Source organism: Polaribacter sp. OB-PA-B3 (assembly GCF_054589375.1).
This window is the reverse complement of the sequence record NZ_BAAIIX010000005.1, coordinates 1-21,894: the sequence shown is the minus strand read 5'-3', so window position 1 is coordinate 21,894 and position 21,894 is coordinate 1. Positions and strand designations below refer to the sequence as shown.

Here is a 21,894-nt window from a genome sequence, read left to right as displayed (position 1 = left end):
TAATTTTGAATTTAGATTATCCAATAACTTATATCAAAGGTGTTAGTGTACAAAGAGCAGCTCTTTTGTATACAGAATTGGGTATTAAAACTTGCAATGATTTACTTAATTTTTATCCTTTTAGATATATAGATAAAACTGCATTTTACGCAATTAAAGATTTACAACCAAGTACAGCAGAAGTACAAATTGTTGGTAAGATTACAAGAGTAAAATCTGTAGCTCAAAAAAGAGGAAGTAGGTTAGTAGCAACATTTCAAGACGCCACTGGTACCATGGAATTGGTTTGGTTTAAAGGGCAAAAATGGATTAAAGATTCTTTAAAAATTAACGAGCCATACGTGGTTTACGGTAAATTAAACCATTATAATGGTAATTTTAGTATTCCACACCCAGATTTAGAATTGGTTAAAGATTATAAAAAAAAGTTGCAAAGTAAAATGCAACCTGTTTATCATTCCACAGAAAAATTAGTTAACTCTGGTGTTTCTAATAAAATGATTCGAGGTTATGTGCAAAATTTAATTCAGCAATCGTTTGAAGTAATTACTGAAAGCTTATCTAAAGATATTTTAGAAGAATATAAGTTAATGCCTAAAAGAGAGGCGCTTTTAAATGCTCATTTTCCTAAAAATCAAGAAAGTTTAGCCAAAGCACAAAGCAGGTTAAAATTTGAAGAGCTATTTTTTATTCAATTACAATTAGTAAGAAAAAAGCTAATTAATAAAACAAAAATTAAAGGTTTTATATTTGAAAATGTAGGACCAATTTTTAATAATTTTTATTCAGAAAAACTTCCTTTTGATTTAACAAATGCACAAAAAAGAGTTTTAAAAGAAATTAGAAAAGATGTTGCCTCTGCTGCACATATGAATAGACTTTTGCAAGGTGATGTTGGTTCTGGTAAAACAATTGTAGCCATTTTATCGATGCTTTTAGCCATCGATAACGGTTATCAAGCAACCATAATGGCACCAACAGAAATTTTAGCAAATCAACATTTTACAGCTGTATCAGAATTATTAGAAGGCTTAAATGTAAAGGTAGATATATTAACAGGCTCTGTAAAAACAAAGAAAAGAAGAGAAATTCATCAAAATTTAGAAGATGGCACTTTACATATTTTGGTTGGTACACATGCTCTGTTAGAAGATAAAGTGGTTTTTAAAAACCTAGGAATTGCAATTATTGATGAGCAACACAGATTCGGAGTAAAGCAAAGAGCTAAATTATGGGCAAAAAACACATTACCACCTCATATCTTAGTGATGACGGCGACACCAATTCCTAGAACTTTGGCAATGTCAGTTTATGGTGATTTAGATATATCTGTAATCGATGAATTGCCTCCTGGAAGAAAAGAAGTAAAAACTGTTCATAGATTTGATAGCAATCGGTTGTCTGTTTTTAAATTTATGAAAGATGAAATAGATAAAGGCAGACAGGTTTATTTAGTGTATCCTTTAATAGAAGAATCCGAAGCAATGGATTATAAAGATTTAATGGATGGTTATGAAAGTGTTGCAAGAGAATTTCCATCACCAAAATACCAAATAAGTATTGTGCATGGTAAGATGAAGCCTGCTGATAAGGAATTTGAAATGCAACGTTTTGTTAAAGGTGAAACACAAATTATGGTAGCAACAACAGTTATAGAGGTTGGTGTAAATGTGCCTAATGCAAGTGTTATGATTATCGAAAGTTCCGAAAGATTCGGACTTTCGCAATTACACCAATTAAGAGGAAGAGTAGGTAGAGGGGCAGATCAAAGTTATTGTATTTTACTATCTAGTTATAAATTATCTGAAGAAGCTAAAACACGTCTAAAAACAATGGTAGATACCACCGATGGGTTTAAAATTGCCGAAGTAGATTTAAAATTGAGGGGACCAGGCAATATTATGGGAACACAACAAAGTGGTGTTTTAAATCTAAAAATAGCAGATGTAGTTAAAGATTCTAAAATTTTGGTTGCCGCTAGAAACACGGCTATTTCTATTTTACAAGATGATAGTAATTTATCGAAAGAAGAAAACTTACCAATAAAACAAGCATATATAAAAATGACCAAATCATCTAAGATTTGGTCAAATATAAGCTAAACTTTTAGTTTATTTTTTATGGTGTAGAAGCTACCACGGCACCTAAAGCATATAATTGCTCTAATGTTGGAGATTCGCTACCACCTTCATCTTCTAGAGTAATACCAAATGCTTCAGATTCATTTGCATTTTCAATAGTAAAAATCTTATTAGCATCTGCTGTAAAAGTATCTATTGTACCTAAACTTGTAGGTGTTAAAGGACTCATTTTTAAAGACCAAACCTGGTAAACTTTCCCTTTTGGTGGTTCTGGTAGTCCTTTAGCATCTAAATAAATACTTTTAGTTTTCTTATCCCAATATACTTTAGCGTAAGAATCCGGAGAAACTTTTTGTCCGTCTAATGGTACTGATATAATTTCTTTATCTCTAAATACTGTAATTAGTTTTTCTGCTTCTGCTAAACTATTAGAAGCTTTCTCTATTTGTTCTTCAAGTTGTACTTTTTCTGATGCAACTTGTTCTTGTAATTTGCTGTTTTTAGAAATAGACCAAATTAATGTGCTACCTAAAAGAACTGCAGCAGCCCAACCAGTAAACTGTGTCCAGTTAGTTTTACGTTCTGCAATCTTAATTACTTTTGTGTCGTTACTATTTATACCCTTTAAAATATCTGTAAATAAATAAGTTGAATCTTTTTTTGCAGCAGCAGTTAACTTTACAATAGCATTTTCTATTGATATAACTTCGGCCAAAAGTTCTGGGCTTTTTTTAACTGCATTGTGCACTTCCTCATTCTCTTTTTCAGAGAGAGAACCTGCTACATACAGTTCTAAAATTCCTGATTCTATGTATTTTTGTATATCCATTTTTAAACGCCTACCATTGTTCTTAATTCTGCAATACAATTTCTATTGCGTGTTTTTATTGTACCAAGTGGTATGTCTAGTTCTTCAGAAGCTTCTTTTTGTGTGTAGCCCTTAAAGAATAATAATTCTATTACAGATTTACATTTATCGCCAAGGTTTTTTACAAACTCTTTAATTCCTATGGCATCTGTAGAATTGTTTAGATTATCACTTGTTTCTAATATATCTACGAAAAAATCTGAGTTAAGGTTTTGTTTAGACTGCTTAAACTTCTTAGAACGAGTATAATCTATAGCGGCATTTCTTGCTATATTTAAAATCCAAGTAAAAAATCTACCTTTTTTAGAGGAGTAAGAATCAGATTTGTTCCAAGCTTTTATAAAAACATCTTGTGTTATTTCTTGGGCAACATCATCATTCTTTACGATTGTATTAACAACACCAGAAATACTATTACAATACATATTGTACAGTTTTTCATAGGCTTTTACATCCTTTTGTTGAAAATCTAAAACTAGTTTATCTAAATTCATAATTGCTATTAGGTGCTAATCTATTAAATTTAATTGATAATTTAACAAATATTAACATTTTAAAAAGAATGATACTTTATCCTTAATTGAATTTTTTAAATGTAACTGTTTGTTAGGTAGTTGTATAAGTTGATTGTTTCTTGAAGTTTTAAACTTTATTTTTTTCTAATAAAATAAATGAGTTTTCGGCAATAATAATTTGTTTGAAATATTCTTTTAAAGCAAAATATTCTGTACTTGTATATGTTTTTCTATTAATGCTAAAACTAACATATAATGTTATTGTATTTTCTTCAATTTTAGATCTAATAATAAATGTACCACCTTTATTAGGTAATGCAATCGCTTTGTTTTTTGGTAGTTGAGATACTTTATATTCTTTAGGTATTGTAAGATTTAAAGAAAAAGTACTTTTAAAAGGATGTGCAAAATCTACAGGATAATTTCTTTCTTTTAATTTAAACGGATTTATATTAATTCTATCAAAAATAAAAGGATTAATTCTAGCCGTATTTCCTAAATTTTCATTCATAAAGATTTTAACTTTAAAAACTTCTGTTATCGGTTTTTCAATTAAATCTTTAGATACAACTTTATAGTCTTCTACTTCTAGATCAACGTGTTTAGACTCTACTTCTTCTAAGTATGATTCTTCTGATATATTTGCTAGCTTTTTTCTTTGTTTATGTGCGTAATATCCTGTTTTTCGGATAAATAAGTTTCCAGTAAATTCGCCATCTGTATTTAAGGTAAGTTTACTATTTATATTTCTATTAGAACTAACCGTAAGTTCTAATTGAGGCCAATTACCTTCTTTTTCATAGTTTATAACTCTTGCTTCTCCGTTTAAAGTTCTTATCGGAACCAAACCAAATGGTAAAAATTTATCAGTTGCGTCTAAATAATAATCTTTACCATCGATGTTAATTTTTACAATTACATAGTTATAATCATAAATAACAGGATGTAATTTTGTTGGAATACCATTATTTCTTGTAGATAGCACAACTAAATTTGCATTTATATCTGCTGCCGTTAAACTATTGTAAAGTGATATGTTTATTTCGCCAACATTGCCGGATTTTTCATTAAAAGCTTTTTTAACTTTTGCGTCTTCATTGGTCCAATTTTTATCATTCCATGTATAATGATTTTGAATAAACTTGTAAAGTTCTTTTGCTTTTTCAAGTTCATTTTCTATCGAGAATAAATTTTCGGGTAAATTTTTTTTAAAAAAACTTTTCTTTGAAGTTTGATTGTTAAAAAATTGAGCTTTTAACTTTTTGTCTGCTTTTTTCCAGGTAGTTGTGTAGCTTGTTTTATCACCTCTAACATCAGTATACGAGATTAAATCGAAAGTAATTCTTGCCAAATAATTTTTCTTACTTAGCATATATTATTCTTTTTTAAAGGCTGGTACGTTATACATTCCAAAAGAATATATTATACATGCTCCTTCGCCAACACCGTCTATATAAATACATTTCTTTTTTATAGACGGATTATCTTTGTCTAAATTTAAATAACCAATTAATCGAACATGGTATTTGTAGTTTCCTAAAACAGCTGCGTCAAATTCACTTTTAATTTTTGGTATTTCAGATTGAAAAGTCCAATCGTCTATACCTAAATAAGGTGACAAAACGCTGTATTTATATTCGATAACACTACCTTCTTTAATTTTAGAAAGTGTAAACTTTTTTAGTTTTCCAGTTTTCATTATTTTGAATTGTAAAAATATCTTTATCCATAAGATTATTTTTTACAATTCTAGAATCTTCATTGATATTGTATGTAACTGCTTTTAAATCAACTATTCTTTCTTTTTTGTATAAATCGATACTAATATTCGCTAGGTCAAAGGCAGATTTATTTAAAATTTTAATTCTGTAATAGTAATCTGTTCTAGTGTTGTAATCGTTATCAGGATCTAAATAAACATTGGCATGTTCATATAAAACTACAGCAGCGGCAGTAGAATCTTTGTCATAAATAGACATTTTTAATTCTTTAAGTGTAGTTTTACCTAGTTTGGTAGATTTTTTTGCTTATGCAATGTTAACAGATGTGTAAGTAAGTAATAGTAGTAATAAAAGTTTAATTTTTTTCATTTGAAAGTCTAACAATTTTTTTTACTGAGCTTGTGTTTAAGTAATTCTTAACAATAGTTTTGGCTAGGTCTTTATCATCAATAGGTGTTAAAACCGATTTTAAGATATCTAATCGATTTTCTTGATAAGCTAAATTTGTGTATCCGTAACCAAAAACTTCTTTGTTTTCTATAAGTATAACAGCGTGCTCTTCGACTTCTCTTCCTTTTTCATAAATTAAAAAATCTTCGTTGTTAAACTCGTGCAGGTTTTGTTTTCTTTTTTTTCTGAAATTAAATTTTGGTGAAATGATATCTAATTCGATATAATATTTAAGTCTAGTAAATAAATCGTTGCCTGTTTTTTCAAAAGAAATTGCTGTAGCTCTATCTTGAATTTTTAAAGCTCTACGTGTTTGTTTTAAAAATAGCTTATTTACTTCTGCTTTTACATTTTTACCACGTCCTAAAAAGATAACTTTACCTTTAGAGTCATGAATGTAAAATAAACCCTGTTCTTTTGGCACAGAATCTATAAGTTTTTGTAATCTTTCTTTTTCAACTCTTTTGTCGTGATATTTCACAGAATTTTGAATGATAGATTTGTCGGTGTCTTTTTCTAATAAAAGTTTAAAAAGCTGTACTGTTGCCAATGCATCACCAGAAGCTCTGTGTCTATCAGTCATTGGTATGCCTAAAGCTTTAGTTAATTTACCTAAGCTATAAGAAGGTTGGTCTAATATTAATTTCTGACTTAATTCTACTGTACAAAGTGTATTTCTATTAAAATCATAGCCAAGTCGATCAAACTCGGTACTTAAAATTCTATAATCAAAAGCTGCATTATGAGCTACTAATGTACAATCTTTAGTGATTTCTATAATTCTTTTTGCAACCTCGTAAAATTTGGGTGCATTTTGTAGCATTTTGTTGTTTATACCTGTTAGTTTTACAACAAATTTTTGAATTTCTTTTTCTGGATTAACAAGACTAATAAATTGATCTACAACCGAGTGTCCGTCAAATTTGTAGATAGCAATTTCTGTAATGCCTTCTTCATTAAATTTTCCACCTGTTGTTTCAATGTCTAGTATAACGTACAAATTCTATATCTTTTAAGCAATTAATTAGTTGTAGTTTCGGTTACCAAAAATAGAACTTCCTACTCTAATCATTGTACTACCACAATCTATTGCCAAATTATAATCTCCACTCATTCCCATAGAAAGGGTTTCTAATTTGCAGTTTTCTTTAACTGTAGCTGTTTTATGTTTGTCAAAAAAGTTTTTTAATGATAAAAATTCTTCTTCTAATTGTTTTTTATTTTCTGTAAAAGTAGCCATTCCCATGAAACCTACAATTTTAATATTTTTTAAATTTTCTAATTCTTCAGAAATTAATATTTTTTCGATATCATTAAAAGACAAACCAAATTTAGTTTCTTCCTTTGCTATTTTGGCTTGTAAAAGGCAATTAATTACTCTATTATTCTTTTTAGCTTGTTTATCTATTTCTTTAAGTGTCTTAAATTTATCTACACCATGAATTAAATCTACAAAACTAGCCATATATTTAACTTTATTACTTTGTAAATGACCAATCATGTGCCATTTTATATCTTTTGGTAAAATTTCGAATTTGTTTACCATTTCTTGAATTTTATTTTCACCAAAAATACGTTGTCCAGCATCATACGCTTCTTGCAAATCTTCTACTGGTTTTGTTTTAGATACAGCAACTAAAGTTACAGAATTTGGTAAACTTTCTTTTATTTGATTTAGGTTTTCTGTAATCATGTATTAAAATTCGTAAATAGTTAAAGCACTTCTTAATTTGGGTTCTATATATGTGGTTTTTGGCGGCATCAATAAACCTGCATCTACAATTTCTTTTAATTCTGATATAGTTGTAGGTAACATGCCAAAAGAAACTTTAAACTCTCCAGAATCTACTTTTGTTTTTAATTCTAAACTATCAGATTTATCTTGTGAATATACTATTTTAGAATCATTTCTAATATCTTCTATGCCTAAAATTGGTTTTAAAACGGTAGTATATAATATTTGAGCATCTAATTTACTTAAAGAATCTGTAAAGTTATACAAAGATTTTCGCAAGTATAAAGCATAAAATTCACCATTTAAATACATGCTAAAATGATGCTTTTCTTTAGGTTTATACAGCTCTTGCTTTCTGTTTTCTATTCTAAAAATAGTGTCTAATTCTATTAAAAACTCATGCGGAGTAAGACCGTTTAAATCTTTAATAAATCGATTAAATTCGTAAATACTTAACTGACTTTCTGGTAGTAAATAACTCATAAAAAAATTATAAGCTTCTTTACCTGTATGATTTGGATTTTCTTTTGCTAGTCGATCTGCCAATAAACAAGAAGATGTTGATCGATGATGACCGTCTGCAATGTACAAAGTATCAACTTCTTTAAAAGCTTGTTCTATTTTTGAAACATCATCTTTATTATTAACAACCCATAAAAGGTGCGAAGTTTTATCTGTTGATGAAAATTCGTATTCTGCTCTTTCTATTGTGTATTTTTTTATTATTGATGAAATATCATCATTGTCTGGATATGTTAAAAGCACTGGTTCCGCGTTAAAACCAGTGTTTTTTAAATAGTTTTCGAATAATAATTCTCTTTCCTTTAGAGTTCCTTCGTGTTTTTTTATAACATTGTTATGATAATCTTCAACCGAAGTGGCAGAAATTATTCCGCAGAAAGAATTTGTAGCTGTGTTTTTTTGATAAATATAGAAACCAGGTAATTCATCTTGAAAGAAAATATCATCTTCTTTAAATTCTAAATATCTGTTATGTACCAACTTAAAGCGTAATTCTCCTGTAATATCTTGTTTATGATATTTATAACCAGGATTAATAACGTGTAAAAATGTATACGGGTTAAAAGCTAATTTAGAATTTAGCATTTCTGGTGTATACACTTCATAAGATTTAGAAGAAACCAAAGCTGCTTTATCTCTTTTAGCTCTTACCGCTTTAAAAGGTTTAACAATTGCCATATTTTATCTTAAAAGTGCAATAATTTGAGATGCTAATTCTGTACCAATTCTTTCTTGTGCATCTATACTTTCTGTACCAATATTTGGTGACAATGAAATCTCTGGATTCATTAATAATTGTACTGCAGGTGTAGGCTCTGTTTCAAAAACATCTAAACCAGCAAATTGTACTTTACCACTTTCTATTGCTTTTACTAAATCTACTTCATGTAAAATACCGCCTTTTGCAGTATTTATAATTCCTACACCATCTTTCATTTTTTCAATTTCTACACCGCTAATAATGTACTCTTCTTGTGCAGGTGCATGTAGCGTAATAAAATCAGATGCTTCTAAAACATCGTCTTTATCTATAGTTTCGATATTAATTGTAACTTTTTGACCGTTGAAAAAATCTATAGAAATTGGTGCTCCTGTAATTCTATCATCCGAAGCAATTACATTCATGCCCAAAGCCAAAGCAATTTTAGCAACAGCTTGTCCTGTTTTTTCAAAACCGATAATTCCCAATGTTTTTCCGCGTAATTCTATACCGCTTGCATAAGCTTTCTTCAAATCTTTAAATCGAGTATCACCTTCTAAAGGCATTTCTCTATTAGAAGAATGTAAAAATCTTGCCATACCAAATAAATGCGCAAAAACTAATTCTGCTACAGCATTTGCTGTTGCGTTTGGTGTATTTATAACGTGTAAACCATTATCTTCTGCAAATTCTACATCTACATTATCGGTATTTATACCACTAATACCAATTAATTTAATACTTGGGCAAGCTTCTATTAACTCTTGTCTTACTTGCGTATTATTTTTAACCAATATTGCATCAATATTATTATCGTTTATAAAATTTTCTAATTGATTTTGTGCAACTTTAGTAGTTAATACTTCAAAACCTCCTTTTTCTAAAGCGTCTATTCCGCTGTTAGAAATTCCGTCATTTGCTAATATTTTCATTCTTTTATTTCAGTCTGTTCAAAATTTATAATTAAATAAGAACGGTTTGTATTTTATTTTTGATTTCTTTCAAATTCTTGCATTACATCTACCAGAACCTGCACACTAAATAAAGGTAAGGCGTTGTACATACTTGCTCTATAACCACCAACACTTCTGTGTCCGTTTAGGCCGTTTATACCAGCATCTTTCCACATTTTATCAAAAGATTCTTTTAAAGAATCATCTGTTATGTTAAAAGTAGCATTCATAATACTTCTATCTTCTTTAGCTACAATTCCTTCAAAAAACGGATTTCTATCAATTTCTGAATATAATAAATCGGCTTTTTTAGCATTTACTTTTTCAATAAATGGAATTCCGCCTAAATCTTTAAGCCACTGCAAAGTTAACATAGAAACATAAACAGCAAAAACAGAAGGTGTATTAAACATGCTATCTTTATCTATATGAATTTGATAATTTAACATCGATGGAATGTGTCTTTCTACTTTTCCTAAAATATCTTCTTTAATAACAACTAAAGTAGCACCAGCTGGCCCCATATTTTTTTGAGCACCTGCATAAATTAAATCAAACTTTTCGAAATCTAATTGTCTAGAAAAAATATCTGAACTCATATCACAAACCAATGGGATATTTGTTTCTGGGAAAGTTTTCATTTGAGTACCAGCAACAGTATTATTACTTGTACAATGAAAATAATCTGCATCTTCTGGTATGCTATAATTTTTAGGGATGTAAGAAAATCCTTTATCTTTAGAAGAAGCAACTTCTACTAATTCACCAAAAGCTTTGGCTTCTTTTATTGCTTTATCAGACCAAGTACCAGTATTTAAATATGCCGCTTTTTTGTTTAATAAATTATAAGCAACCATTAAAAACTCTAAACTTGCACCACCTTGTAAAAACAAGGCTTTGTAACCTTTATTTTCTAAACCCAATAATTCTAGTGCTAAAGATCTAGCTTTTTCTATAACGTTTACAAAAGATTCGCTTCTATGAGAAATTTCAATTAAAGATAAATTGTCATCGTTAAAATTTAAAATTGCTTCCGATGCTTTTTTAAGAACTTCTTCGGGTAAAATACAAGGTCCTGCGCTAAAATTGTGCTTTTTCATTTTATAGTTGGTTGTGTTGTTGTTTTATATTTTAGATAAGAATTCTAATGTATTAATTCCGTCTGCATAATCCCATAATTTAGGATTTTGGGTTTCGCCAAAAGCAATTTCATTTTCTATAAAATTGTTGGCCACAATACATTGAATTTTTTCTTTATCTTGATGTAATTTTATTTTTAAATCTATTGCATTGTCATAATATTCGTAAAATATTGTGGCAATAGGAGAAGCGTAGCTTTCATCTTCTTTAATCATTAAAAAACCATTTTCTAATAAATCAAATTCGCTCATTAAATAAACGGCTTTATTATAATCATAATTATTGGCATATTTTGCATTGCCTATAATATCTTTTTTAGCGTACATTCCTGTAAAAAATGCATCAAAATTATAATCTTTTGGTACATATAGTTTAGAAACGCTTCTACAACCTAAACCAAAGTATTGAAAAACATCATTAGATAATTTAATAAAATCCTCTTCGGTTTCTTTACCAGTTATAACCGCTACAGAATTTCTACTTTTTCTAATGATATTTGGTTTGTTTTTAAAATAGTACTCAAAATAACGAGCGGTGTTATCACTACCAGTAGCAATTACTGCGTCAAAATTTTCTAATTTTTGTTCTGTAAAAGAGATGTTTCCTTTAAAACTAGGGTTTACATATTCTAAGTATTTAGCTAAAAAAGGTAATAAATGTTTGTCGTTAGAAGACTGTTTAACTAAAACAGCGTTACCTGATATTAAAACAGATAAAAAATCATGAAAACCAACCAAAGGAATATTACCTGCCATTACGATTGCCACAGTTTTAGTGGCGGAATTATTTATCGAATTTTTAGAAATCCATTCTTCTAAGTTGTTTTTTGTTAGTGCATTAGACCAACTCTCTAAAGAAAATAAAATATTATCTTTAGTAAACCAAGAGTTGTTTTCTTGAGCTAATTTTATTTGATGCTTGAAACCATCAAAAAAAAGATCGTTAAATTGTACACTTTCTTTTTTTGCTATTTTTTCTTGAGAAAACTGACTTAAAAATGCTCCTAATTCAACAAAAGCAGTAATTCTATTTTGAATACTATCCATTTATTTTGGTTGTAACTATTTTTGGCGTTATTTTTGCAATTGCAAAGGTACAAAACAGAAAAGAAAATTATGGCAATTATAATAACAGATGAATGTATAAATTGTGGTGCTTGTGAACCAGAATGTCCTAACACAGCAATTTATGAAGGCGCAGACGATTGGAAATATTCTGACGGAACAGATTTATCGGGAAGCGCAGTGTTACCAAATGGTAAGACAATAAATGCAGATGAAGATCAAGAACCAGTTTCTGATGAAGTTTACTATATAGTAGCAGATAAATGTACAGAATGTAAAGGTTTTCATGAAGAACCACAATGTGCAGCAGTTTGTCCTGTAGATTGTTGTGTACCAGATGATGATAATGTAGAAACGGAAGAAGAATTATTAGCAAAACAAAAGTTTTTGCATAACGATTAATCTTTTTTAAAATATAAAATTTAAAATCCTGAGTTTATTATTCAGGATTTTTTATTGATTTTTATCTAAATAATTTATTAGAAGTTGCCTGTTTTGCCATGGTAATTCAAGATATTTTTCTTTAGAAATATATGTTGATTTTTTTTTGAAATCTTCTTTACGATAAGTTATCAAGTTGTCTTTAAGAATTTTTTTTGGTTCGTTTAGCAATACCTCTGTAATATCATTAAGGTTAATTTCTACTTTAATGTTAAATTTTATTTTTTCTTTATTTTTAGAGTTTTCAATAAATTTTATAGGCCTATTTATGTATGCATAATTTTTTATTTCTTGTTTTAGATAAGAAGTGTAAACGTTACCATTTTTGTCTTTTTCATAGAATAGAGTAGTGGCGTCTTCGTTTTCTGAATATTTAATACCCAATAACCATTTTAAATTTAGATGCTCACCTCGTTTTCCGTTTGCAAACTTGTAAATTACTTTTTTGATTATAAAATTGGATGGATTGATAAAAATTTTCCCAGAATACTTTGCTTTTGATTTTTTTGGTTTAAATGAAATAACATACATATTGATATCATTTATAGTTTCATTTTCTTCTAAGGATTGATTGTAGAATTTTGTATTTAAAAAGTTGGTTTCGTCATCATTTATAAAAAAAGCACCTTTTTTTTCTATCACTCTTTTGTTATTTGTTATTCTAAAATCGCCAAAAGAATTGTCATTTTTTAAAGAATCGGTTTTTTTAGAAACCTCTTTAAAAGACAGGGAATCTTCAACTTTAAACAGGCCTGTTTTAACTTTATATGTTTTATTTTTATCTAAATGAGTTAAAACTATATTCTGAATTTTATCTTGAAGATTATTTAAAGTTACACCGTTAGATAAACCTTTTTTTCGATATCCTTCGACTTTATCAACCTTAATTATAGATACTTTTGTATTCGTTTTTTTTGGTTTTACGTTTTGTGTAGATATTGTACCGTAAAATTGTTTAGAAAATTCTGGATTGATACTTTTTAAATTTTTAGAGAAATTTTCAAATTCTATTTGAGCTAATTTTCTTTTTTGTCTATTTAGTAGAGAACTAGATTCTAAATCTAATTCTAATTTTTTAAAATTCATTTGCTGATTTTCATAAACATAAATATTTTGTTTACTCGCAGAAGTAATATAATTTTTCTGCATGCTGTCTAAAGTTTTTTGTATTAAGTTTTCTAAGGATATTTTATCAAATTTTAACCTTATTTCTGCTAATTGATTTATACTTTCTAATAAATAAACGTTGTAATTTTGGTCGGTTAATTCATTAATAGTCAATGTAACAGGTTGATATCCTAAAGAAGAGAAGGTGATTTTTGTGGCATTTTTAAGCTGTAAATTATAAATGCCAAATTTATTAGTTGCTGTACCAGTTTTATGATTTGTTACAATTGCAACTCTATCTATTGGTTTATTATATGTTTTAGAGAATACAAATCCAGAAATTTCTTGTGCGTTTGAAGAAATATTTACAATTAAAATTGTTAAAAATAGATGTAATTTTATTTTCATAGATTGAATTTATTTCTAAAAATATCATTTTTTATTATTGCAAAATAAAACCTTAAAAAGTTTAACAAAGTATTATATTTGCACTCTCAAAAATTTATGAAAGATTAACAAAAATTAAGTTAAATCTTTCTTTTATTAAATTTATTACACATGAAAGCCGGAATTGTAGGATTACCAAACGTAGGAAAATCAACCTTATTTAATTGTTTATCTAATGCAAAAGCGCAAAGTGCTAACTTTCCTTTTTGTACAATAGAACCTAATTTAGGTGTAGTAAATGTACCAGATAAAAGAATAGAAAAGTTAGAAGAACTTGTGAATCCAGAGCGTGTTTTACCAGCTACAGTAGAAATAGTTGATATTGCAGGTTTGGTAAAAGGAGCAAGTAAAGGAGAGGGTTTAGGAAATCAATTCTTGGCAAATATTAGAGAAACAGATGCAATTTTACACGTTTTGCGTTGTTTTGATAATGATAATATTATTCATGTAGATAATTCTATAGATCCTGTTAGAGACAAAGAAACAATTGATATCGAATTACAATTAAAAGATTTAGAAACAGTTCAAAAAAGACTAGAAAGAGTAAAAAGAACTGCTAAAACTGGTAATAAAGAAGCGCAAGCAGAATTGGTTGTTTTATTAAAGATAGAAGAAACGTTATTACAAGGTACTTCTGTTAGAGCTTTAGATTTTTCTGAAAAAGAAATAGAATTTGTACAATCTTTGCAGTTTATTACAGCAAAACCTGTGTTATATGTTTGTAATGTAGATGAGGGTTCTGCCGTTTCTGGTAACGAATATGTAGAAAAGGTAAAAGAAGCTGTAAAAGAAGAAGATGCAGAAGTAATTGTTTTAGCAGTTGGTACAGAAGCAGATATTACAGAATTAGATGATTACGAAGAAAGACAAATGTTTTTAGCTGATATTGGTTTAGAAGAAGCAGGTGTTTCTAGATTAGTTCGTTCTGCTTATAAACTATTAAACCTACAAACGTACTTTACCGCAGGTGTTAAAGAAGTTAGAGCATGGACAATTCCTATTGGTTCTACAGCACCACAAGCTGCAGGAGTAATTCATACAGATTTTGAAAAAGGTTTTATTAGAGCAGAAACAATTTCTTATGAAGATTATGTTACTTATGGTAGCGAAGCTAAAGTGAAAGAAGCTGGTAAAATGAGAGTAGAAGGTAAAGATTATATTGTAAAAGATGGTGATGTTATGCACTTTAGATTTAACGTATAATTACTTTTTTAAATAAAATTTTTAAAAATCTCAATAAGAAATTATTGGGATTTTTTTATTAGATTTTTTAACCAATCATTCGGTATCATATCTATTGTTAAATTTATTCGCTCTTCATTACAATTATTAGTAATTTGATGGGGTTTTGTCAAATCTAAATACCAACATTCGCCAGGTTTCATTTTTACAGGAGTTTTGTTTAGATTAAAAATCATTTTATCATTATTTAAAATAGGTATTGTAATTCTAATAACAGATTTTTCTACAGTAAGTCCTAAAGTTGGGTCTGTGTGTTCTTTTACTTCAGCATAAGGTGCAAGTCTTAATAACCTTACTAAAGTTACTGTTGTGTTTTTTTGAAATTTTTCTATAATACTTTTTAAGTACGGAGATTTTTCTAATGAATCTGTATTTAACCATTTTGTCCAAGATCCATCTGCGTAGTCTTTTGCTGGTGTCGGAAAAGGTATAGACGAATCTACTATATGGGCTGGAGCTCGTAATTGAATTACATTATAATAAACAAAATTTTCATTACATAATTTTTTTGCTTCTTGAATTAGTTTTTCGGTATTAAAAGTTAAAGGAAGTAGAACTCTGTCATTATTAATAATCATAAAAAGAATATAAAATTTATTTATTTTACTAAAGTAATTACTACAATAAAGTTAAAAGCTAGTATAAATACCTGTTTTTATATGAAGCAGAGTTTCTATTTATATACATAAACGTTACATATATATCATATTAATTTTATAGCTATAAACGTATTAATTAAAAAAGTAATTCTTTATAATATCAAGATTTATTGATTGATGTTCTTAAAAGATTAAGATGCTTGAAATTTATTTTAAAAAAATGCTTTTTTAAAAACCATACCATAAAGTTTATCGTATATGTTAAAAATACTAACAGTTGTAAATAGTTAATTAATAGAATTATATATTTTTTTATTAACATAGTTTTATAAAAAAATTAACATAAAACCTATTAGGTAAAACTACATTTACATACTTAAATTTTCTTATAAAATATGTACAACATTTTTAATAAGACGATATTGTTTGGGGGAATGATACGTTTTAAAAAAATTATTTTAATTACAATTGCATTTATATCTATAACTACTTACTCACAGTCAACTTCGGTTGATGCAGATGGAGATGGTGTTTTAAATTTACAAGACATAGACGATGACAATGATGGTATTTTAGATTATATCGAAGATGCTCAATGTGCTGTTTTTTATGAAGATTTTGGCACTGGCACATATCCTGGTAACAAGTTGCCTGCAGGTTATACAACATATAATTATAGAGGTGATATAGCTCCATTTTCAGGCTTTCCAAATGCATTAAATGATGGTGATTATGCGATTGCAAACTTAATAAATCAACCAGAAGGTAGTTGGCAAGAGAATATTAGCGATCATACAACTGGTAGCGGTTTTATGATGGTTGTAAATGCTAATTTTACAATTGGCGACTTTTACAGTAGAACGGTAACAGTTTCCAAAAATGCTACGTATAATTTTTCTGCATGGTTAATTAACGCAAACAGTATAACTAACGAGCAGTATTGTACCAATAATGAAGGTGGTTTAATTTTAGCAAATGTAAAATACGAAATTAGAGATTTAGATAATTCTGGTAATGTAATTGCATCTTTTGATACAGGAGATATTCCCAGAACAGGCAAGTGGAATAATTACAACTTCGAATTTAATTCTGGTAATGCAACAAATTTAGAAATTGTTTTAATAAATAATCAGGTTGGTGGTTGTGGTAACGATTTAGCTTTAGATGATATTTCTTTAACATTAACTTCTTTACCAAACGGAACAACTCCATGTGATTTTGATGGTGATGGAATACCAAATAGTAGGGATTTAGATTCTGATAATGACGGGATTTTTGATATTATAGAAGCAGGAGGTGTAGATGTTAATAACGATGGTCTTGTTGATAATAATTCAGATTTAGATAATGATGGTTTGTTCGATGTTTATGATGAATCTTGTATTGAAGAAAGCACTACAACAACAGGTTTTGCAAACGGTGTTACTGCATCGCAATATTTTAACAATACTAATAATGCCATCGGAAATCCCGGAAATACTTTTGCATCAGGCCCAAATAGTTGGCCAGGAGGGAATCCGTTTTTTATGGTACTAAGATTTCCAGAAACCTTAACCAAAGGCACAGAGGTAACAATTTATTTAGCGCAAACAGCTCCAAGTAGTAACAATGAAGTTAGATTTAGAGAGTCAGATGCTGCGGGTGTTACACCATCAAACTCTAATTATCAAAATAATTTGTTAAACGGAAGTGCAAGGGTAGGTTACAAATATATAATTAATGCAAATACAAACCATATCAAAGTACAAACGTATGCTTATAATATGGTTGTGTATGGTGCCGAATATTCCAAAACAACTAATTCTACTGTAGACTGTTCAGGATCTAGACTTGTTCCTATAGAAACAACACTTGGTGTTCCAAATTATTTAAACAGAGATTCAGACGGTGATGGTTGCCCGGATACTTTAGAAGCTGGTTTTACAGATCAAGATAAAGATGGTGTAGTAGATGGTGGTGCTATTAATCCCAACGGAACAGTTTCTGGGAGTGATGGTTATTCTGGTACAAATTCAGCAGTAACAAATGCGAATGTTAGTAATGCTTGTCCTCCCTTAGATTCAGACGGAGATGGTATTCCCGATAATGTAGATTTAGATGATGATAACGATGGTATTTTAGATGTTGTTGAGTGTAGTTTATCTGCAGAGCCTTTATCAACAACAACTAGTCTTGATGTTAACGGTAGTTTTAATCAAAACTATATAGATAATAGCAATTCAGGTACACCTTATGTAGGTAACGTAAACAGAGCAAGATTTACACCAAGTCCTTGGGTAAATGTAAATACATCCGATTTGTCAACAGATCAACAAATTTCATTTACACTTAATTATCAACAAAGATCAGATTTAACAATTTCAAACGGAAGATCTTCTGATTTTCAATCTTCGCCATCAGGTGGTTCTTTTATGGGCTTTAGAAGCTCAGAAGGTATATATACGCCACTTAATATAGTAGATCCAAACGAGGAATATACAATAAAACTAGATTATACAGAATATCCAGAAACCAACGGATTCGAAGGGCAAGCTTCGTCTGTAAATATTGTTGTAAGGTTAAACAGTAATTCTTCAACCTCAGGCACTTTAATAAGTTATATTAATAATCTTACAACCACTGGTGGTACAGCTGGTACTTGGGAAGAAAGAAGTTACACATTTATACCGAGTAATTTAGGTATTACAAGCCCTGGTAATTATAATTTATTTGTGGGTTCAAATAATTCTGCATCAAATTATTGGGCATTTGTAGATGGTATTTCTGTGAATGCAGTTTCTTATTTGTCTTGTGCAGATACAGACGGTGACGGTATCCCAAATAGTTTAGACTTAGATTCGGATAACGACGGAATTCCTGATATTGTTGAGGCTGGAGGAGTAGATACCGATGGTAATGGGAAAATTGATAATATAAATCTTGATGGAACTATAATTAATGACACCAATAATAACGGACTAGATGATTTATACGATGTTGATAACGGAGGTAATTTAATACCTAATTTAGATACTGACGGAGATGGTATTCCAAATAGACAAGATTTAGATTCAGATAATGATGGTATACCAGATATTGTAGAGGCAGGAGGAACAGATACAAACGGAGATGGTAAAGCAGATAATTTTGTTGATATTGATAATGATGGTTTTAATGATATAGTTGATGGAGATGTTGGTCAAGATGGTGTTTCAGAAAATATTAGCAATGCTTTAATAACAACTGGTGCAGACACAAATAACGATGGTAAACCTAATTCTTATACTAAAGGAGATACAGATGGCGATGGTATAAATGATTATTTAGATTTAGATTCAGATAACGATGGTATTGCTGATGTTATTGAAGCTGGAGGAGAAGATACAGACAGAGACGGAAAAGCAGATAGCTTTATAGATACAGATAATGATGGTTTTAATGATCTTGTTGATGGTGATCCTACAAGTGCTTTAGCAAATGGTAATGATGCGCCAGGTACAAATATCAATAACGTTTTAATTGTTACAGGTGCCGATGTTGATAATAACGGAAAGCCAAACACATACCCAAATGCAGATTCAGATAATGACGGAAAACCAAATCATATAGACATAGATTCAGATAATGATGGTATTACTGATAATATAGAAGGGCAAACCACTAGTGGTTACATTGCACCTACAGGGTCAGGTATTATAGAAGATTTAAACAAAAATGGTGTAGATGATGTATATGAAAACGGAGCTATTATTGGTTTAAATCCAACAAATACAGATATTTTAGACAAACCAGATTATTTAGATACAGATTCAGATAATGATGGAATTTTAGATATAGCAGAGAATGGCAATACCAATAATATTTTATCTGGTATAGATACTGATAATGATGGTTTAGACGATAATTTTGATAATATTAACGATTCTGCAATAAGTGGTTCTACAGTCAATAACGGTATAAATTCACCAAATGCTGGCAACCTTGGTGATGAAGATGGAGATATTAATGCTGGTGGAGATGTAGATTATAGAGACATTAAAGATACAGATAACGATGGTGTTCCAGATTCAGTTGACTTAGATGATGATAATGACGGAATATTAGACGTAGATGAAGGTTGTGAAAATTTAATTACTAACGGTAATTTTGAAAACCAAGACTTTTCTGATGCAAGTATATTTCCAGGAGGTTTTACAGCAGCAGCAGGTACATTTATTGGTACAACTTACAATACAAACACATTAGAAGGTTGGAATTATACACAAAATTTAGATGGATGGGTCGGAGGCCAAAGCCCATCTTGGGGACCAAGTGTAGTATTTGCTAATGCTTACCAAGGAACACAATATTTAGATGTAGTAGGTAATAATAATGTAACTTCGGGTATAAGTAATATACTTTCTCAAACAATTAACACTACTATTGGTAAAACCTATACACTTTCTTTCTTTTGGGGAGAAGATGTCGGCCATGGCACAGGGCAAGACGTTACCCTTGATGTTAAAGTTTTAGATGCATCAAATACTAGTATAATTAACCAGACTTTAGTAGCTACAGCAGAAGGAAATGTAGGCGGAATTATTGGCCCTAAAAAGTGGTATGTTTTTTCTCAAAAATTTGTAGCTACAACTACTCAAACTACATTACAATTTCAAGCGACACCTCCTTCTAACGGATCACTTGGGGCAGGGGCTGCTTTAGATTTTGTAAGTATTTCTGCATGTGAAGACACAGATAGTGATGGTATTCCAAATAGCTTAGACCTAGATTCTGATAATGACGGAATTCCTGATTTAGTTGAAGCAGGTGGAGAAGATGTCGACGGAAATGGAACTATAGATGATGTAAACTCTAACGGAACTTTAGTAAACGATTTAGATAATGATGGCTTAGATGATCGTTATGATTCAGATAGTGGAGCAAATAACGTCGCTATAACAAATCCTGATACAGACGGAGATGGGATTAAAGATTACTTAGATTTAGATTCCGATAATGACGGAATTACTGATGTTGTCGAAGCTGGTGGAACTGATACTAATAGAGATGGAAAAGCAGATGATTTTACTGATTCAGATAATGACGGATTTAATGACCTTGTAGATGGTGATGTTGGTCAAGATGGTACTTCAGAAAATACTGCAAATGCATTAATAATTACAGGGCAAGATACCGATAATAATGGTAAGCCAAACTCTTATGTTTTAGGAGATGCTGATAATGACGGCAAACTAAACTTTATTGATATTGATGCAGATAATGACGGTATACCAGATAACGTAGAAGGACAACCTTCAACAGGGTATATCGCACCAAGTGGAGTTGGAACTTCTATTACTGATGTTAATAAAAATGGTGTAGACGATAATTATGAAAATGAGGCTATTATAGGTTTAATCCCAGAAAATACAGATGGTTTAGACACTCCAGATTATTTAGATACAGATGCAGATAACGACGGTATCTTTGACGTCAATGAAAACGGAGATGTAGATACTTTCTCAGCAACAGATACAGACGGTGATGGGTTAGTTGATGTTTTTGATGATAACGATGATTCTGGAATAGCTGGCTCAACAGTAAATGACGGTTTAAATCCATCTGCAACTACAATAACTAATGAAAGTTCATTAGAAGATGCATTTAAAGATACTGATGGAGATTTTAATCCTGGGAATGGCGATCTTGATTATAGAGACGCTCCAATTGATGATTTAATGATTACACAAGTATACCAGTTTGAAAGTGAGCGTTGGATAGAAATAACCAATATCAGTAATTCAAATACTATTGCAGCCAATCTTGTGAATGTACAACTATATTTAAATAAAACAGGAGATCAAACAGGGGTAACACCAGATGCTACACTTACAGTTAGTTCTGTGATTTTACCAGGTCAATCTGTACTAATTACAAATTCAGAAAACAATATTTCTAATACAACAGCGGCAGCACCAACTGCAAGTGCAATAATTATACAAGATAATGCATTAACAAATATTGAAGGTGGAGACGATACCATTACAGTATCAAAAACTGCAGATGACAGCTCATGGTCAAACCGAATTGATGTTGCTTCAGAATTTACTAATAAAACATCGTATGTAAGAATAGATGAAACACTACAACCAAATGTAAATTATACAGAAAGTGAGTGGGTTGTTTTTATAGATGATGCGTTAGATCCTTATAATTTCTTAATTGACTCTGCAGAGAGACATCCACATGATCCGTTAATTTCGGAGATTGAAAGCTCAAACTCAGAAGCAAATACCTTGTTAGGATTGCATAGAATAGAGAAAACAACAAGAACTGGTGGTAACTGGAATA

The 21,894-nt window shown here is 29.8% G+C and carries 17 protein-coding genes; 4 read left to right on the top strand and 13 right to left on the bottom strand.

The genetic code is table 11. The features are described 5' to 3' along the window. Positions 1-5 precede the first annotated feature (5 nt). Positions 6-2,102 (top strand): ATP-dependent DNA helicase RecG, encoded by a 2,097-nt coding sequence (gene recG / locus ACYPV9_RS10175; RefSeq protein WP_459743458.1) that lies wholly within the window; start codon positions 6-8, stop codon positions 2,100-2,102. 16 nt (positions 2,103-2,118) lie between these two features. Here the strand turns inward: recG and ACYPV9_RS10170 are convergent, their stop codons facing one another. The 11 genes from ACYPV9_RS10170 to ACYPV9_RS10120 form a co-directional block, all read right to left on the bottom strand. Continuing rightward, the gene (locus ACYPV9_RS10170; protein WP_299061211.1) at positions 2,119-2,910 is read right to left on the bottom strand and encodes an anti-sigma factor; all 792 of its coding nucleotides are present in this window, start codon (positions 2,908-2,910) and stop codon (positions 2,119-2,121) included. A gap of 2 nt (positions 2,911-2,912) precedes the next feature. Continuing rightward, positions 2,913-3,443, bottom strand: a complete 531-nt coding sequence (locus tag ACYPV9_RS10165) for an RNA polymerase sigma factor (protein ID WP_077809030.1) — start codon at positions 3,441-3,443, stop codon at positions 2,913-2,915. A 148-nt stretch (positions 3,444-3,591) separates the two neighbouring features. Then, positions 3,592-4,836, bottom strand: a complete 1,245-nt coding sequence (locus ACYPV9_RS10160) for a hypothetical protein (RefSeq protein ID WP_459743455.1) — start codon at positions 4,834-4,836, stop codon at positions 3,592-3,594. Positions 4,837-4,839: 3 nt separating this feature from the next. Then, positions 4,840-5,163, bottom strand: coding sequence for a hypothetical protein (locus ACYPV9_RS10155; protein WP_459743453.1), 324 nt, complete (start codon positions 5,161-5,163; stop codon positions 4,840-4,842). Then, on the bottom strand, positions 5,126-5,443 hold the full coding sequence (locus ACYPV9_RS10150; RefSeq protein WP_459743451.1) for a hypothetical protein: 318 nt from the start codon (positions 5,441-5,443) through the stop codon (positions 5,126-5,128). Before ACYPV9_RS10150 ends, ACYPV9_RS10155 begins: the two co-directional genes overlap by 38 nt. A 97-nt stretch (positions 5,444-5,540) precedes the next feature. Next, positions 5,541-6,635, bottom strand: coding sequence for a 3'-5' exonuclease (locus tag ACYPV9_RS10145; protein ID WP_459743449.1), 1,095 nt, complete (start codon positions 6,633-6,635; stop codon positions 5,541-5,543). Between the two features lie 24 nt (positions 6,636-6,659). Beyond that, positions 6,660-7,328, bottom strand: coding sequence for a YggS family pyridoxal phosphate-dependent enzyme (locus tag ACYPV9_RS10140; RefSeq protein WP_299061203.1), 669 nt, complete (start codon positions 7,326-7,328; stop codon positions 6,660-6,662). A 3-nt stretch (positions 7,329-7,331) separates the two neighbouring features. Then, complete coding sequence (locus tag ACYPV9_RS10135; RefSeq protein WP_299061200.1) at positions 7,332-8,570, bottom strand: DUF1015 domain-containing protein; 1,239 nt, start codon at positions 8,568-8,570, stop codon at positions 7,332-7,334. A 3-nt stretch (positions 8,571-8,573) separates the two neighbouring features. After that, complete coding sequence (locus ACYPV9_RS10130) at positions 8,574-9,524, bottom strand: D-2-hydroxyacid dehydrogenase (protein WP_459743446.1); 951 nt, start codon at positions 9,522-9,524, stop codon at positions 8,574-8,576. Positions 9,525-9,577: 53 nt separating this feature from the next. Then, positions 9,578-10,645 (bottom strand): 3-phosphoserine/phosphohydroxythreonine transaminase, encoded by a 1,068-nt coding sequence (serC, locus tag ACYPV9_RS10125; RefSeq protein WP_459743444.1) that lies wholly within the window; start codon positions 10,643-10,645, stop codon positions 9,578-9,580. 24 nt (positions 10,646-10,669) lie between these two features. Further along, positions 10,670-11,731, bottom strand: coding sequence for an acyl-CoA reductase (locus ACYPV9_RS10120; RefSeq protein ID WP_459743442.1), 1,062 nt, complete (start codon positions 11,729-11,731; stop codon positions 10,670-10,672). Positions 11,732-11,800: 69 nt separating this feature from the next. Here ACYPV9_RS10120 and ACYPV9_RS10115 point away from each other — a divergent pair, with 69 nt between their 5' ends. Then, positions 11,801-12,151: a 4Fe-4S dicluster domain-containing protein gene (locus ACYPV9_RS10115; RefSeq protein ID WP_299061191.1), complete on the top strand. Its 351-nt coding sequence runs from the start codon at positions 11,801-11,803 to the stop codon at positions 12,149-12,151. Between the two features lie 51 nt (positions 12,152-12,202). On the opposite strand, the gene ACYPV9_RS10110 is transcribed toward ACYPV9_RS10115, so the two are convergent. Then, positions 12,203-13,705: a carboxypeptidase-like regulatory domain-containing protein gene (locus ACYPV9_RS10110; RefSeq protein WP_459743440.1), complete on the bottom strand. Its 1,503-nt coding sequence runs from the start codon at positions 13,703-13,705 to the stop codon at positions 12,203-12,205. A 150-nt stretch (positions 13,706-13,855) separates the two neighbouring features. On the opposite strand from ACYPV9_RS10110, the gene ychF reads away from it, so the two are divergent. Further along, positions 13,856-14,947 carry a redox-regulated ATPase YchF gene (gene ychF / locus ACYPV9_RS10105; protein ID WP_299061185.1) on the top strand — a complete coding sequence of 364 codons (1,092 nt, stop codon included), beginning with the start codon at positions 13,856-13,858 and terminating at the stop codon, positions 14,945-14,947. A gap of 41 nt (positions 14,948-14,988) precedes the next feature. Here the strand turns inward: ychF and ACYPV9_RS10100 are convergent, their stop codons facing one another. Then, positions 14,989-15,564, bottom strand: a complete 576-nt coding sequence (locus ACYPV9_RS10100; protein ID WP_299061182.1) for an aspartyl/asparaginyl beta-hydroxylase domain-containing protein — start codon at positions 15,562-15,564, stop codon at positions 14,989-14,991. Positions 15,565-16,019: 455 nt separating this feature from the next. On the opposite strand from ACYPV9_RS10100, the gene ACYPV9_RS10095 reads away from it, so the two are divergent. Next, a partial coding sequence (locus ACYPV9_RS10095) for a beta strand repeat-containing protein (protein ID WP_459743437.1) occupies positions 16,020-21,894 on the top strand: 5,875 nt, incomplete at its 3' end.

Excerpts from the sequence above, each read along its gene's own strand:
- ACYPV9_RS10140 (WP_299061203.1), bottom strand. The coding sequence starts at position 7,328 with ATGATTACAGAAAACCTAAATCAAATAAAAGAAAGTTTACCAAATTCT.
- serC (WP_459743444.1), bottom strand. The coding sequence starts at position 10,645 with ATGAAAAAGCACAATTTTAGCGCAGGACCTTGTATTTTACCCGAAGAA.
- ACYPV9_RS10150 (WP_459743451.1), bottom strand. The coding sequence starts at position 5,443 with ATGTCTATTTATGACAAAGATTCTACTGCCGCTGCTGTAGTTTTATAT.
- ACYPV9_RS10115 (WP_299061191.1), top strand. The coding sequence starts at position 11,801 with ATGGCAATTATAATAACAGATGAATGTATAAATTGTGGTGCTTGTGAA.
- ACYPV9_RS10130 (WP_459743446.1), bottom strand. The coding sequence starts at position 9,524 with ATGAAAATATTAGCAAATGACGGAATTTCTAACAGCGGAATAGACGCT.
- ACYPV9_RS10165 (WP_077809030.1), bottom strand. The coding sequence starts at position 3,443 with ATGAATTTAGATAAACTAGTTTTAGATTTTCAACAAAAGGATGTAAAA.
- ACYPV9_RS10170 (WP_299061211.1), bottom strand. The coding sequence starts at position 2,910 with ATGGATATACAAAAATACATAGAATCAGGAATTTTAGAACTGTATGTA.
- ychF (WP_299061185.1), top strand. The coding sequence starts at position 13,856 with ATGAAAGCCGGAATTGTAGGATTACCAAACGTAGGAAAATCAACCTTA.
- ACYPV9_RS10100 (WP_299061182.1), bottom strand. The coding sequence starts at position 15,564 with ATGATTATTAATAATGACAGAGTTCTACTTCCTTTAACTTTTAATACC.
- ACYPV9_RS10120 (WP_459743442.1), bottom strand. The coding sequence starts at position 11,731 with ATGGATAGTATTCAAAATAGAATTACTGCTTTTGTTGAATTAGGAGCA.
- ACYPV9_RS10155 (WP_459743453.1), bottom strand. The coding sequence starts at position 5,163 with ATGAAAACTGGAAAACTAAAAAAGTTTACACTTTCTAAAATTAAAGAA.
- ACYPV9_RS10110 (WP_459743440.1), bottom strand. The coding sequence starts at position 13,705 with ATGAAAATAAAATTACATCTATTTTTAACAATTTTAATTGTAAATATT.
- ACYPV9_RS10160 (WP_459743455.1), bottom strand. The coding sequence starts at position 4,836 with ATGCTAAGTAAGAAAAATTATTTGGCAAGAATTACTTTCGATTTAATC.
- ACYPV9_RS10135 (WP_299061200.1), bottom strand. The coding sequence starts at position 8,570 with ATGGCAATTGTTAAACCTTTTAAAGCGGTAAGAGCTAAAAGAGATAAA.